Here is a 14,881-nt window from a genome sequence, read left to right as displayed (position 1 = left end):
CTACGAAAAACGATTTTTTTCTATCTTTACCGCAAATATCAAAACTATGGAATTTCTTTATTTTGATGCCGGATTGGGCGCGATGTTGATTCAAGCAATTGTTGCAGCTGTTGCTGGAATTGCCTTGTTTTACAAAAGCATTAAATACAAAATAAGATCCATCTTCGGTTTGGATAAAAATACCTCTGAAAATGAAGTATTTGACGATATTGATATTGACGATGCTACCATAGAAAATTCATCGAAAGATGACAAATAATACACAACACGCTTCCTCATATCGTGATCCTAGCGGATATGTATATGTTGAAAACAACGTCATCAAAAGAATTATATTTCCAAGTTATTTTCCGCAATACAAAGCCTTAGAAAAAAAAGATTTCTTCCAAAAAGCATTTCAACACAAACTGTTGATTCCGCATAAAGAAATAGAAAATTCAGACACGCATATTTGTATTCAACCTGAGCAAATTCCGTTTATCACATATCCATACGAATGGAGTTTTCAGCAATACAAAGAAGCTGCATTACACACATTAAAGTTACAGAAATACGCATTACAACACGATTTTTCGTTAAAAGATGCCACTGCATACAACATTGCTTTTCACAAAGGAAACGCAATTTTTATCGATACGCTTTCACTAGATTTTTATCAAGAAAACACACCTTGGCGCGCGTACAAACAATTTGTAACACACTTTTTAGGTCCGTTGGTTGTGGCAAAATATCACGGTGCCGAATTCCTAAAAACAATGTCAAATTTCATTGATGGAATTCCGCTAAAACTGATCGCTTCCTTATTGCCAGGAAAAACAAAACTCAATCCGTTTTTATATACCAACATTCACTTATTGGCAAAATATGAAAACAAGCATCAAGAAGAAGATGTAAAAGCTACAAAAGAAGCTACGTTATCAAAAAAAGGTTTGTTCAACATCATTGATAACCTGTACAATTATATCAAAAAGTTGCAACTCAAAGAGCAATCGGAATGGGGAAATTATTACCAAAAAACAAACTATTCTAATACGGCTTTTCAGGAAAAATCAAGTATCATCAACGAATGGATGCAGCAACTAAACGCTAAAACTGTGATTGATGTTGGTGGAAACGACGGAACTTTTGTCCGTGAAATTTCAAGCGAATTAGAATTGGCGTTGGTGGGCGATATTGACAACAATGCAGTCGATCAAAACTATTATTCCGTAAAGAAAAACAAAGAACAAAACATGTTGCCATTTACGATTGATTTGCTCAATCCGTCGGCGGCAATCGGTTTTCAAAATACGGAGCGTTTTTCATTTGTACAACGTGTGCAAGAATTCAAACCAGATGCAACATTGGCGTTGGCGTTAATTCATCATTTATCGCTTACAGGAAATGTGCCTTTTGAAAACTCAGCCGCGTTTTTTGCATCATTTTCAGAACACTTAATCATTGAATTTCCAAAACGAGCTGATTCATACGCAACTAGATTGCTCAACGCAAAAGCAGAATTCAAAGATCAATTTGGACATTACAATCTAGAAAATTTCGAAAAAACATATTCAGCATATTTCGAATTAATCGCCAAAAAAGAAATCACCGATTCCGAACGCGTTTTATATGTATTCAAGAAAAAATAGTGTGTCAAAACTGCGAAAATACATAGAAAACTTCGTCGCAAGTCAAAAGGAATATCCGATTGTCTTTGCCATCGCCGCAGGTTTATATTCCTTTATTTATACGTATCATTCCAACTTTATGTTGGTCAATTCGACGTTTCAATTTTTCGTTATTTTAGTGACGTATATTCTATTGCCAATCACAGTAATTTTGGCAGTTTGGCAGTTGGTAAAACGTTTAAAAATTCTATCAAACTATCAGCAATATGTGTTGCCGATTTTAAACGCAACGATCTTCGGATTTTTCTTTATTGGAAGAATCTACGGATTTCACCAACGAAAAATCATCTTGGCATATTTGATTGGTTTTACGCTTCTCGCGATTGTACTCAGAAAACAATACAAAAAAATAATTGTCATTCAGTTTATTATGGCGTTTGTGGCGTTTGTAACGCTTTTGCCAACATTGTACCGAGCAACTTTTGATTCGGATGAATGGCGAAATTTTCCTGAAGAAGTTGTGCAAACGAAATTCAATAAGTTCCCAAATGTCTACGTCATTCAGCCAGATGGTTATGTGAACTTTTCAGAATTGGCAAAAGAGCCGTATAATTTTGATAATCAGGAATTTGAATCGTATTTAAAAAACAGTGGTTTCAAACTGTACAACAATTTCCGAAGCAATTACACGTCTACTATTTTATCAAACAGTTCCATGTTTGCGATGCAACATCATTACAAAGGTGAACAATTATTTGGTGCTCGGGAAGTCATTGTAGGCGATAATCCTGTGATAGAAACCTTCAAAAATAACGGTTACAAAACCTTTCTATTTATGGAAAATCCATATTTACTATTGAATCGACCGACGATACAATACGATTCGTGTAATTTTGCCATGAAAGAAGTTCCGTGGTTTGGAATTGGCGCGTTTTCCATCCAAAAAAAGTTGATTCAACCGTTAGAAGAAACCATAAAAAAGCAACAAGGAAAACGGAACTTTTACTTCATTGAAAAAATTGCGCCAGGACATATTACGACATTTAAAAACATGGCGCAAAGTTTGGAAATTGAACGTAAAAACTATCTCAGTCAAGTAGAAACTGCTAATAAATGGTTAAAAGAAATTTTGGCTGTAATTACTAAAAATGATCCGAATGGTTTGATTGTAATTGCTGCCGATCACGGTGGTTACGTAGGTTTTAATTACACTAAAGAAATTCATCAAAAACAGACTGATAAAAAGTTGGTGTATTCTGCATTTTCATCTGCATTAGCGATCAAATGGGGAAACAATACTGCGCCAAATTACGATTCAAAACTCAAAACATCTGTCAATCTTTTCAGAACAATATTTGCACACTTGAGCGATAACGAAGCGTTATTAGAAAACCTTCAGGAAGATACCAGTCACGCTATCATCAAAAAAGATGCACCAAGCGGTGTGTATGAATACATTGATGGTAAAGGAAATGTGGTGTTTGAGAAGGTGGAAAAGTAAGTTTTATGACAAAATGAAATTCAATTCTTTTTTCCATTTTACGAATCCTTGCTTAACCTCAGAATAATCATGATATACACGTTCAAATTTATCTTCTGTTGAATTTATATAGTTCTTTTTTCCATCTATTTTAATGGTTTTTATTTTACTCTCAATTTCATTAAGGTATTCTTTTACTTTTGAAATTTCTTTCTCGATATGCCACACGTAAGTAGCTTCCTTTGTATCTAACGTTTCCCAGATATAATGATAATTTTCTTTTCCTTCTATTAAAAATAAAAACGAAAAAGGTTTATGAAGAAATCTAAGTTTCATTATTCTACTTTCATGTTTTTTTGAAAGAAAATTTAAATGTTTATAATGTTTTGTATTTGTAATTTTTAGTAAGTCCTCAAAAAAATCACTATCATCATTGTAAAAAGCATTTATATTTACTTCTTCTTTGGAAAAGCTATCAAAATATTCTTCCATTGTGAATAAAGTCTTGTCTATTTCAATATTGGAATTTTTAGTAGATTTTATAAAATTTATTTTTACTTCTTCGATTAATTGTTCGTTGATTTTACTTATTTCAGGAGAATTAACTTCAATTGAAGTTATTTGATTTCCCGTGATTTCAATCTTGGAATTTATTTGTATTTTTTTTGTTTTTAGAATTTTAGAAAAATAGTTTTTTACAGCATCAAATTCTTCTCTTATTGAAGGATTAACTATGGATAATTCTATGATTTCTTTATATTCATCAAACTTCTTTTCAAATGTCACTTCCCCATTCTTAAAATTTACATCTTTAAATTTTACATAAAAAGTTTTGGAGATGTTGCCTTTGTATGTAGTTTCATGATTTTTGGGGAGATAAGAGTTGTCGCTAATAACGGTATCTTTTGATGTATAAAATGGTTTTGAAATTCCTCCTTTAATCGTTTTGTTTAGAGCAATAGTGTCAATGCTTCGGAATGTTACAGTTTCTAGAGCATTTAATTTGTCTGAAAATCTCTTTTGGTTTTCTTCAAATCTGGTTTTTCCATTGTGATAAGAAATTATTTCGCAGTAAATTCTTTTTTCAGTCTCTATGTGTTTAATGACTTTTATTAGCCAATATGTTGGGTATTTAAATTCAGTGACATAATTTGGAATATCCACTTTATTTAACGGAATAGGTTTATCATCTGTTAAATAGGCTTTATTGCCTTTAAATATTATTTTAAAATCTTCTCCAAACACATTTTTTTAATTAGAGTGAATATTAGCGATATTTTTTTTAGTAATTATACCTTCCATGAAGAAGAATATAAATATTAAATCTATAAGAATTTATTTTAAAACCAAAATAATAGACAAAATTTCAATTTTCCATAATACTTCTGCCAAACTCACGTTAAAATTAGTAAATTCACTTTTTCTAAACCAAACCTAAATTTACACACTAACCAAATATACAAGTGAATCAAAATTGCTTTGGGATAACTTTGTCTCGGAAGCAAAGAATGCTACGTTTTTGTTTTATCGCGATTTTATGGAGTATCATCATGACCGATTTGACGATTACTCTTTGATACTTTTTAAAAAAGATAAACCAATTGCGCTATTTCCTGCCAACATTCACGAGAATAAAGTGTATTCACATCAAGGATTAACCTATGGCGGAATTTTGGTTACAGAAAATTTAAAACTTCGTGACGTGGCAACTTGTTTTCAAATGATTTTAGATGATTTAAAAGAAAACAACATTCAGCAATTACACATAAAGCAGTTGCCAACAATTTACAGTCCGTTGCCAACAGATGAATTACAATATCTATTGTTTACGCTTGAAGCGAAATTGACACGCAGAGACGCACTTTCCATAATAAATATGCAACAAAGACCAAAAGTATCGAAAGACAGAATTGCAGGCAACAAACGCGCTATAAAACACAATTTGGTAGTGAAAGAAGTGCATGAATTTGATGATTTTTGGAATCAGATTTTAATTTCGAATCTGCAGAAAAAACACGACGCAAAACCTGTTCATTCTTTGGAAGAAATTACAAAGTTAAAAATGTCTTTTCCAGATAAAATTCGACAATTTAATGTATATAAAGATGAAAAAATTGTTGCCGGAACAACCATTTTTGACACGAAATATGTAGCACATTCACAATACATTTCAGGAAACGAAGACAAAAATACTTTGGGAAGTCTAGATTTTTTACACTTGTATTTGCTAAACGAAGTATTTCAAGATAAAATGTACTTTGATTTTGGTATTTCCAACGAAAACCAAGGTAAAAATATCAACGAAGGTTTGCATTACTGGAAAGAAGGTTTTGGCGCACGAACAATCACGCAAGATTTTTACGAAATTGACGTACAAAACAGTCCTAAACTCGATACGATTTTTATATGATTAAATTTCTAGATTTACACAAACTCAACGCACGATTTGAAGTGGAATTTCAGGAAAGATTCAAGAATTTTCTAGATTCAGGATATTACGTGTTGGGAACTAATGTAACATCGTTTGAAAAGTCATTTGCAGCTTATTGCGGAACGAAACATTGTATTGGTGTCAGTAATGGTTTAGATGCACTCATCTTGATTTTAGAAGCGTATAAAATTCTCGGGAAACTTCAAGAAGATGACGAAATTATCGTACCTGCAAATACATATATTGCGAGTATTTTAGGAATCACTAAAGCAGGATTAAAACCTGTTCTCGTAGAACCAGATTTAGAAACATTTAATATTGATCCTACCAAAATAGAAGCTGTAATCACGCCGAAAACGAAAGGAATTTTGGTCGTTCATTTATACGGGCAATTGGTGGATATGAGTTCCATCCAAGGCATTGCAAAAAAGCACAATTTGCTCGTTATGGAAGATGCCGCACAAGCACATGGAGCTGTAAGTTCCAAAGGAAAAAAAGCAGGAAACCTCAGTGATGCAGCAGGATTTAGTTTTTATCCTACAAAAAATTTAGGCGCTTTAGGAGAAGCTGGCGCAGTGACCACAAATGATACAGAACTAGCGGAAGTGATTACCAAATTACGCAATTATGGAAGTTCGTCAAAATATGTAAATCAGTACAAAGGTGTCAACAATCGTTTGGACGAAATCCAAGCAGCATTTTTAAATGTAAAATTGCCACATTTAGACACGGACAACGAAAATAGGAGGAAAATGGCAACGCGTTATTTAAGTGAGATTAAAAATCCCCTAATTATTTTGCCAAATTATCAAAAAGATGCTTCACATGTGTTTCATCAATTTGTGATTAGAACGAATGATAGAGCAAAATTGCAAGCCTATTTGACAGAAAACGAAATTGGAACATTAATTCATTACGAAATTCCGCCACACAAACAAGAAGCATACAAAGAATGGAATCATTTGCACTTTCCGATCACAGAGAAAATTCACCAAGAATGTTTGAGTTTGCCCATAAGTCCTGTGATGGAAATGGAAACGATTTCAACAATTATTTCAGTACTTAATTCCTATAAAAATTAGGAACAATTCTCGATGAATTTATGGCTGATAAGCAACAATTTTCATACACACATATCTTAAAAGCTACGTCGCTATTTGGTGGCGTTCAGGTGTTTAAGATTCTGATTTCGATCGTACGTGTAAAAGTCGTTGCTATTTTACTGGGAAGTGTCGGCATGGGAATTATTGGTTTGCTAAATACGACAATTCAAGTAGTTAGCGAAATCGTAAAACTCGGTTTAGATACAAGTGCAGTGAAAGAAATTGCGCATGTAAATTCGTCCAAAGATGAAAAAAGGATTGCGGAAACTGTCAGTATTCTTGAAAAATTCATTTGGATTACAGCAATTATTGGAGCAGTATTTACCATCGTATTTTCGGCAGTTTTAAGCAAACTGACATTTGGAAATACAGAATATACATTTGAATTTATTTGGTTGGCAATTGCGATTTTCTTTATGCAGTTGACCAACGGAAAAATCGCAATTCTACAAGGAAAACAAACACTGAGAAAGCTTGCAGTTGCAAATTTATTAGGAAGTACCATTGGTTTAATTGTATCAGTACCGTTGTATTATAGTTACGGAATAGCAGCGATTGTACCAACGATTATTATTACTGCAATTACGATATTTTTGTTTTTTTGGTACTTTGTAAATTCACTCAAAATCCCAAAAATTCCGCTTACCATAAAAGAAGCGTACGCAAAAGGAAAAGAAATGCTGCATTTGGGTTTGGTGTTGAGTGTTACCGGAATTATTACGTTGACAACAACCTATATTTTGCAAATTTACATCAGATACATTGGCGGATTGGATGAAGTTGGGTATTACACCGCAGGATTTTTAATCATTAATTCGTATGTCGGAATGGTTTTTAACGCCATGGGAACTGATTATTTTCCGCGATTGTCAGCCATTCATACAGATAATAGCAAAGTGCAAGTTGCTGTACGAAATCAGGCTACGATTGCAATTTTGTTGATAACACCAATTATTACAACATTTTTTATTGCGGCGCCATTGGTCATCAAAATTCTATATACAAAAGAGTTTTTGGTGATTTTAGGATTAATTTCTTGGGGCGTTTTAGGAATGGCTTTTAAAGCCGTTTCTTGGTCGGTTGGATATGTAATTCTTGCCAAAGGCGATTCGCGAATATTTGTAAAAACCTCTATTGGATTTAATCTGTTAATGTTGGCAATGAATTGTACAGGATATTATTTTTACGGATTAACAGGTTTGGGAATCAGTGTTTTATGTTATTACATCATTCACTTTGTGAGTTTACTTATTATTACCAAAATATTCTATAATTTAAAATTTCAAAGTCCGTTTTATAAATTATTCATACAATGTATTTTGTTAAGCGGATTGGCATTTGCCTGTACTTTTATAGAAGGAATCTATTTGAAATATGGCGGAATGATTGTGATAATGCTACTTTCTTATATCTTTACGTATTCGCAATTGCAGCAAAAAATGAACATTAAACAATTGATAAAAGATAAGCTTTCTAAACGATCATGAGACAAATGCTTAGAAATATACGAGCAAAGTGGAAGTTGTATCTGACAGTGAATTGGATAAAAACACTCTATTTTAATTATAAAATGTTTCCGTTTGCAGTGGCAAAAAAGCTTCCAGTGTTTTTTTATGGTTCTGTGAAATTTAATAGTTTACGAGGAAATATTACAATTAATGCACCAAAAATCACGAAAGGAATGATTGGTTTTGGTCAGAATTACGAAATGAATAAACGATCTGCAAAAATTGCTGAAATTACACTTGATGGACAGTTGACTTTTAAAGGATTTAGTCAATTTGGAAAAGATTATTTTTTAAATATTATGGAAGATGCGTATTGCGAAATGGGCAATATGGCTTCTATCGGAACGCGAGGAAAAATCATTTGCTCTCAGAAAATTATCTTTGGTAAATATGCTCGAATCGGGTCAGAATCGCAAGTAATTGATACTAATTTTCATGCGATGTTCAACACGGAAACGCAGGAACAATATGAAATGAAAGGAACAATTATTTTAGGAAATTACAATTATTTTGGCAATAGAGTTTCCGTATATAAAGACACGATAACTCCTGATTATATTACGGTTGCTTCGCATGCAGTTCTTAAAAAAGATTATTCAGATATATCAGAAAATACGATGATTGGAGGTATTCCTGCTAAAGTTATTAAAACAAACGTTTCTAGAGATTGGGAAGGCGAACGCGAAATGATTGAAAATGCGTTGATTGTATTCAAATAAGTTGAAACACAAAAAAACCATCTCAAAAAATTGAGACGGTTTCTCTTTCATAGCGTTTAGGCTATTCAGGGTTCCTAGGTGGAATATTATTTCATGTCAGTAACTTCAATCTCGTATACTTCTCCATTTTTCATAATGATGTTATACATTCCTTCTGAAGTTAACATATTCACTTTTTTCTTCATGTTTTTATCATCAATCATGTGAATTTCTTTTACGGACATTCCTTTATTAGACCATACTTTTAATCCATTTTCAGTTAACATAAATTCGTATGAAAAGTTTTCAGGTCTTACATAATTAATGGTAATTTCTCTTTCGTAATTAGAGTCTCTATCGGTATCTAATTTGAAGGTAGTTTCCAAACTTGGATTTACTACAATTCTATCCTGATTTAATTTGTACTTGTCATTTTCGTCAAATACTACTGGATAAGTTGCTTTTGTTTCTTGTAACATTTTCATGTTATCTTCTAACTCTACTTCTACGATTTGAAATTCAGCTACATTTTCTCTTACAACATCTGAATCTTCGATGTTATCCTGTGCAAATGCAATAGAAGTTGATAATAAAATTGATGGTACTAAAAATTTAATATAATTTTTCATTGTTATTGGTATTATTAATTATGATATTATACTTTTTGTAAGCTGCGATAATATCTTAGACAGCATTAAAACTACGCTAGAAGACAAGTGCTTCTATCGAAATGGTAAATAATTTGTTACAATTATGATTTTACCATCGAATTATTTAATTGTGCTGTAGTTTTAGTTGACCAAGCGTTTAACATCCAACTAGATTTCTCTAATTCTCTAATGTAAGCACCTATCAAGTCAATTGTTCCTTCATCTCCTGCTTTATTAGCATGATCGATTACTAATTTCATCTGTGCTAACAATAACTTGTGGTCGTTGATTAGAATTTCTACCATTTCTGAATCGGTCAATAATGGACTAGATTCTTCAATTGAAGACATTTCTAAATAATCACTCATTTTACTAATTGGGTGATATTTTAAAGTTAAAATACGTTCTGCGATTTCATCAATCTTTGTTTGTGCAGTAGTATATAACTCTTCAAATTTATTATGAAGATCAAAAAAGTTTTTTCCTAAAATATTCCAATGAAAACTTCTTAGTTTTTGGTAATATACGTGGTAATCGGCTAATAATGTATTTAATTCGATTACAACTGGAGTTAATTCTTTATCACTCATATTTAAATAATTCATATTCTTTTTCTTATTAATGGTTAATATTTTTTTGTTTGACACTAATTCTTGAAACTGGATACATCCAAAATAAATTTTCAAGAAATAATTTTTAGTGTTATTGTTGCGATTTGTAATAATCACACTTTCAATATAGCGGCAGAAGAAATTTTGTCAAGTGATTTAACAACACTTAACGGTTCATTAAAAAAATTAACATAAAAAGTGTTAAAATGAAATAGTTAAATGTTAAAAAATTAACACAAAAAATTCTTCGAAAAAATAATTTTCGTGAGAAATGTGCAAAAAAATGGTTTTTTTGTCGATTTTTGATGTGGAAATTGTGTAAAATATCTCCGAAATCATATAAATCGCTAAAAAATCGTGAATTTGGGTAAAAATCAATTTTTCTTCCAAATCTTTAAAAATTAACACTTTTTAACAATTGCATTCCTCTAGTAAAATTTCAAGCTTCACTAAAATCTTTTGTATCTTTAAACTAAAAAAAGAATGAATCAGAAATACCTAATGATCTTCCTTTTACTATCTCAATTCTTAATTGCACAAAACGAAGAAATTGATTTTGGTAAATATAAAGATGGAAAACAATGGCAAATTACTAATGATGGCGTGATGGGTGGACTTTCCGAAGGCGATTATCGTTTCTCAGACAATGGTGTGGTATTTTCTGGAAACATTTCATTAGAAAATAACGGTGGATTTTCTTCTTACCGAAGCCAATTTAGTAAAAGAGACCTTTCTGCTTTCAAAAAAGTCATCATTCGATATCGATCAAAAAAATATATAATGGGATTTACCTTAGAAATGGATAGACGTTGGTTTGTACCCTATTATAAAGTAGATTTACCAGTGACAGACTGGAAATGGGAAACAATAGAAATTCCGTTTTCAGGATTTGCACGATACAATATTGGGCGCAAACGTCCTGGGAAAATCTCCAAAAATGAACTGAAAAAAATATTGCGTGTTGGTTTTATCTCAAATGAAAAGAAAGCGGGCGAGTTTAAAATTGAAATTGATTACATAAAGTTTGAATAATGGCATACAACATCGTATTGATGGAACCTGAAATTCCAACAAACACAGGAAATATAGGTCGTTTAAGTCTCGCTTCTGGTTCCAAACTTCATTTAGTAAAGCCTTTTGGTTTTGAAATTACAGATGCGCGACTCAAACGTGCGGGTTTGGATTATTGGCAACATTTGGAAGTACATATCTACGAAAATACTGCAGAATTCTATGCAAAAAATGCTGGTAAAAAAATGGTATATCTGTCAAGTCATGGACAAAAAACCTATGATGAAATTCCGTATGAAGACGAATTGTTTTTAGTATTTGGGAAAGAATCAGTGGGTTTATCAGAAGAAATCGTGGAAAATAATAAAGAACATTTGTATACCATTCCTATGTTTAGCGAACACATTAGAAGTCTCAATTTGGCAAATGCAGTTAGTATTGTGGTGTATGAAGGCATACGTAGGTTGAAGTGATTTTTTTTAGTTGTGAGTTGTGAGTTGTGAGTTGTGAGAATTGAGAAGTTTTTCAAATAAATTTTAGCTTCTAACAATCTAACAATCTAACAATCTAACAATCTAACAATTTGAAAATTTGAAAATTTGAAAATGTAACAATTAGTTTCAAACAACATTCAATTTCTTCCTAGAAACGTATTTAATACTTAGTATTTTATGTAAAAATCAAATAATGATCTCAGGAAAAACCTTGAATCATTGAATTTTTAAATCTTTGAATTGATGAGCGAAGCGAATAAAAAAAAATCCCAAGCATCAAACAACTTGGGAATTTTATAACTCATGAAACTTTGCGTATTGGTTTCTCTTTTAAAGGAAAGCCAAAAACAGCTGAACAAATCACTTCTTCGGTTCCTGCTTTCTTCTTCGGTTTGGTAACCAAGATACGAACGATTAATTTTTTATCATGTTGTTGAATCAATTGTGCCTGAATTGTTAGCTTATCATGTAAACGTGCGCTTTTGGTCATTTTAAATGTATAATCGACAATGGCAGGAACTTCATGAGTATAAAATTCTCTAATTGGATATGTTGCTACAAGTTGAATCTTGTCAAAAAGTACATGCGGATGTAAAAATCCATTACTATTCGCCACTTTCTTAGTGACTAAAAACTGAATATTTGTCTGTATTTTATTTTGTGTTAATGTGTTCATAATGTTTAAATTTTAATGATGTATCAAAAGTGGTATTGGTTCGGTTAATGCAAACGAATTGTTGACTCCAAAATAGGGTGTAAAGCGGCGAATGGTCATCAGTGTCTTTTGAATAAATTTGAACATGTTTTTCATAATAATAGGTTTTAAAAAATTAATGATATAAAAATAAAAAAGGTGCTTTGTAAAAAGCACCTTATAAGTTTATGATATGAATATAGAATTGTTAACTAATACTTATGTCGATGCTTGTAATTTGTACGTTTATTTGTTGATACAGGAATGGTAATCATAACACGTTTTGCGTTTGTATTACGATTTATAAATTGGCGATATAATTGTACTAAAGCATTCATTGATATAAAACTATAAAATTTAAATTAGACCTTCTAATATTTGTGTTATTTATAACAAATTATATACCATTTTAGTGTAAATTTGCAAAAAAATAATAAATCATGTCAAATAAAAGAGATTTAAAGAAGGACTTAAACTACGTTTTTGGTGATATCATTGATGCAGCTTTAATATGGCAAATTGCAAATCCAGAGGAAGATGCAACGAAAAGTGAGGAAATCATTGATGAGTCTATTAAAAGTTTTGATGAATTGATTGTAGAAACAAACAAAAGAGGTGTTGAAAATCCGAAAGCTCACTATAAAGGAATCAGACAATCATTAGAGACAAAAGCAACTGAATTAGTAGCAAAAATTAATAGTCTTTAAAAAAATAAAAAAAAGGTTTGCAAAAAATAAAAAGCTTTTTATATTTGCAACCGCTTTGCCGATGTAGCTCAGCTGGCTAGAGCAGCTGATTTGTAATCAGCAGGTCGTGGGTTCGAGTCCCTCCATCGGCTCAAAGTAAAAAGCTCCTTTCAATAAGGAGCTTTTTTTTATGCCCGAAAATCAATGTATCTTTAGGTGTTGGGTAAAAGGTGTTAGGTGTTAGGTTTTAGGTGTTGGGTATTAGATAATTTTTGAATAGAAATCTTTACAACCTCAACATAAGTTTAACAGTTCGAGTTTTAAAATCATCGTAAACATCTTACAAACAACAAACAACAAACAACAAACAACAAACAACGAACAACGAATAACGAATAACGAATAACGAATTACGAATTACGAATAACGAATAACGAATAACGAATAACGAAGTTAAAACGTTAAATTTTTAATTGAAAAATATAGTTTCAAGCAAACAACTGTCACATCGAGCGAAGTCGCGATGAAACAACAAATAAATAACAAACAAATATGCAATTCAAAGAACTAAAATTAAACAAACCAATCATTCGTGCTTTATTCGAAAAAAACTACGAGGAACCAACTTTAGTTCAAGAACGTGCCATTCCTGTTATTTTAACTAAAAAAGATATCATTGTTTCTGCACAAACAGGAACTGGAAAAACGGCTGCGTATGCGTTGCCAATTTTACAACTATTGTTTGATAAGCAAGACGCTCCAAAGAAAGGAAAGAAAATAAAAGCATTGGTTGTTTGTCCTACGCGTGAATTGGCAATTCAGATAGAAGAAAACTTTCAAACCTATAGCAAATACACAAACTTACGCACAGGTGTTATTTTTGGTGGCGCTTCAATTGAACCACAAAAAGACATGTTGAAAAAAGGAATTGATATTTTGGTTGCTACGCCAGGTCGTTTGCTTGATTTGCACAAACAAGATGTTGTCAATTTAGATTATGTAGAAATCTTAGTATTGGATGAAGCCGATTTGATGTTGGATATGGGATTCATCGACGATGTCAAAAAAATTGAACGTTTGTGTCCCGATGGAAAACAAATTCTGCTATTTTCTGCTACCATGCCATATAAAGTGGAGCATTTGGCAAATTCAATTCTTAAATCGCCAGCATATGTAGAAGTTTCTCCAACGTCATCGGCGGCAAAAGGAGTAGATCAAGTGTTATATTATGTGCCGAAACCTAAAAAGATTGAATTGTGTTTGCATTTGCTCAGGAATACCATTAAAGGAAATGTAATTATTTTCAGAAGAACCAAATATGGTGTTGATAAACTTGAAAAAACGCTGCTGCGGAATAATTATAAAGTGGCGAGTATTCACGGAGACAAATCACAAAACCTTCGACAAGAAGCTTTAAACGCATTTAAAAAAGGAGAAGCGAAAATCTTTATTGCAACCGATGTCGCTGCACGCGGAATTGATATTAAAAATGTAGATGCTGTGATTAATTTTGACATTCCTAATGTTTCTGAAACGTATGTCCATCGAATTGGAAGAACAGCACGTGCTGGCGCATCTGGAATGGCATTGTCGTTCTGTTCGGCAGATGAGAAAAATTACATTAAGGATATTCAGCAACTTATTAATACGACAATTCACGTAGAAGAAGATCATCCGTATCCGCTAGATCCAAAAGCAAAACCACCTGTACACAAAAAGAAAGGTAGTAAGTATAAAAAAGGACGTAAATCGGAAGCTTCTAAAAAGAAAAAGAAACGTTGGTACTAGACGATTTTAGATGTGCGATTTTGGTTGATTTTAGATTTTTAATTAAAACTATTTGAAACGTCATTACGAGCGATAGCGAATTAATCTGTCTTTTTTATGTTGAATGTTGAATTGGCTTCA

The 14,881-nt window shown here is 32.0% G+C and carries 15 protein-coding genes and 1 tRNA gene; 12 read left to right on the top strand and 4 right to left on the bottom strand.

Annotated elements, in window-relative coordinates; genetic code table 11:
- The first annotated feature begins 46 nt into the window (after positions 1–46).
- Genes KAOT1_RS10570 through KAOT1_RS10560 form a run of 3 tightly spaced genes read left to right on the top strand, consistent with a single transcriptional unit; the run spans position 47 to position 3,108 of the window.
- The gene (locus KAOT1_RS10570; protein WP_007094791.1) at positions 47–259 is read left to right on the top strand and encodes a hypothetical protein; all 213 of its coding nucleotides are present in this window, start codon (positions 47–49) and stop codon (positions 257–259) included.
- The gene (locus tag KAOT1_RS10565; RefSeq protein WP_007094790.1) at positions 249–1,628 is read left to right on the top strand and encodes a hypothetical protein; all 1,380 of its coding nucleotides are present in this window, start codon (positions 249–251) and stop codon (positions 1,626–1,628) included. The genes KAOT1_RS10570 and KAOT1_RS10565 overlap by 11 nt, the downstream gene beginning before the upstream one ends.
- A complete protein-coding gene (locus KAOT1_RS10560; RefSeq protein WP_007094789.1) occupies positions 1,609–3,108 on the top strand; it encodes an alkaline phosphatase family protein in 1,500 nt (499 codons plus the stop codon). Before KAOT1_RS10565 ends, KAOT1_RS10560 begins: the two co-directional genes overlap by 20 nt.
- Positions 3,109–3,111: 3 nt before the next feature.
- Here KAOT1_RS10560 and KAOT1_RS10555 read toward each other — a convergent pair whose 3' ends face one another.
- Positions 3,112–4,332, bottom strand: coding sequence for a hypothetical protein (locus tag KAOT1_RS10555; protein WP_007094788.1), 1,221 nt, complete (start codon positions 4,330–4,332; stop codon positions 3,112–3,114).
- Positions 4,333–4,624: 292 nt separating this feature from the next.
- Here KAOT1_RS10555 and KAOT1_RS10550 point away from each other — a divergent pair, with 292 nt between their 5' ends.
- Genes KAOT1_RS10550 through KAOT1_RS10535 form a run of 4 tightly spaced genes read left to right on the top strand, consistent with a single transcriptional unit; the run spans position 4,625 to position 8,848 of the window.
- The gene (locus KAOT1_RS10550) at positions 4,625–5,497 is read left to right on the top strand and encodes a GNAT family N-acetyltransferase (RefSeq protein WP_162014342.1); all 873 of its coding nucleotides are present in this window, start codon (positions 4,625–4,627) and stop codon (positions 5,495–5,497) included.
- Positions 5,494–6,600, top strand: a complete 1,107-nt coding sequence (locus KAOT1_RS10545; protein ID WP_007094786.1) for a DegT/DnrJ/EryC1/StrS family aminotransferase — start codon at positions 5,494–5,496, stop codon at positions 6,598–6,600. Before KAOT1_RS10550 ends, KAOT1_RS10545 begins: the two co-directional genes overlap by 4 nt.
- Before the next feature lie 20 nt (positions 6,601–6,620).
- Positions 6,621–8,108, top strand: coding sequence for an O-antigen translocase (locus KAOT1_RS10540; protein ID WP_007094785.1), 1,488 nt, complete (start codon positions 6,621–6,623; stop codon positions 8,106–8,108).
- Positions 8,109–8,113: 5 nt separating this feature from the next.
- Positions 8,114–8,848 carry an acyltransferase gene (locus KAOT1_RS10535; RefSeq protein ID WP_050765317.1) on the top strand — a complete coding sequence of 245 codons (735 nt, stop codon included), beginning with the start codon at positions 8,114–8,116 and terminating at the stop codon, positions 8,846–8,848.
- Between the two features lie 86 nt (positions 8,849–8,934).
- On the opposite strand, the gene KAOT1_RS10530 is transcribed toward KAOT1_RS10535, so the two are convergent.
- Positions 8,935–9,456 carry a hypothetical protein gene (locus KAOT1_RS10530; RefSeq protein ID WP_007094783.1) on the bottom strand — a complete coding sequence of 174 codons (522 nt, stop codon included), beginning with the start codon at positions 9,454–9,456 and terminating at the stop codon, positions 8,935–8,937.
- Positions 9,457–9,578: 122 nt separating this feature from the next.
- Entirely contained in the window at positions 9,579–10,082 is a 504-nt protein-coding gene (locus KAOT1_RS10525; RefSeq protein WP_040560008.1) for a Dps family protein, read from the bottom strand.
- A gap of 489 nt (positions 10,083–10,571) precedes the next feature.
- Here KAOT1_RS10525 and KAOT1_RS21980 point away from each other — a divergent pair, with 489 nt between their 5' ends.
- Together KAOT1_RS21980 and KAOT1_RS10510 are read left to right on the top strand one after the other, a co-directional pair.
- Positions 10,572–11,120 (top strand): CIA30 family protein, encoded by a 549-nt coding sequence (locus KAOT1_RS21980; protein ID WP_050765246.1) that lies wholly within the window; start codon positions 10,572–10,574, stop codon positions 11,118–11,120.
- Complete coding sequence (locus KAOT1_RS10510; RefSeq protein ID WP_007094779.1) at positions 11,120–11,572, top strand: tRNA (cytidine(34)-2'-O)-methyltransferase; 453 nt, start codon at positions 11,120–11,122, stop codon at positions 11,570–11,572. The genes KAOT1_RS21980 and KAOT1_RS10510 overlap by 1 nt, the downstream gene beginning before the upstream one ends.
- A gap of 322 nt (positions 11,573–11,894) precedes the next feature.
- Here KAOT1_RS10510 and KAOT1_RS10505 read toward each other — a convergent pair whose 3' ends face one another.
- Positions 11,895–12,269, bottom strand: a complete 375-nt coding sequence (locus tag KAOT1_RS10505; protein WP_007094778.1) for a hypothetical protein — start codon at positions 12,267–12,269, stop codon at positions 11,895–11,897.
- A gap of 458 nt (positions 12,270–12,727) precedes the next feature.
- On the opposite strand from KAOT1_RS10505, the gene KAOT1_RS10500 reads away from it, so the two are divergent.
- The 3 genes from KAOT1_RS10500 (at position 12,728) to KAOT1_RS10490 (ending at position 14,761) form a co-directional block, all read left to right on the top strand.
- Complete coding sequence (locus KAOT1_RS10500; protein WP_007094777.1) at positions 12,728–12,994, top strand: hypothetical protein; 267 nt, start codon at positions 12,728–12,730, stop codon at positions 12,992–12,994.
- Between the two features lie 57 nt (positions 12,995–13,051).
- Positions 13,052–13,125: transfer RNA gene (locus KAOT1_RS10495), tRNA-Thr, on the top strand.
- Between the two features lie 400 nt (positions 13,126–13,525).
- Positions 13,526–14,761, top strand: coding sequence for a DEAD/DEAH box helicase (locus KAOT1_RS10490; RefSeq protein ID WP_007094776.1), 1,236 nt, complete (start codon positions 13,526–13,528; stop codon positions 14,759–14,761).
- Positions 14,762–14,881: the final 120 nt, after the last annotated feature.

The sequence above is a fragment of the Kordia algicida OT-1 genome, from assembly GCF_000154725.1.
In the GTDB taxonomy this organism is placed as follows: Bacteria; Bacteroidota; Bacteroidia; order Flavobacteriales; family Flavobacteriaceae; genus Kordia; species Kordia algicida.
The sequence above is the reverse complement of the archived record's forward strand: the minus strand, read 5'-3'. Positions and strand labels throughout refer to the sequence as shown.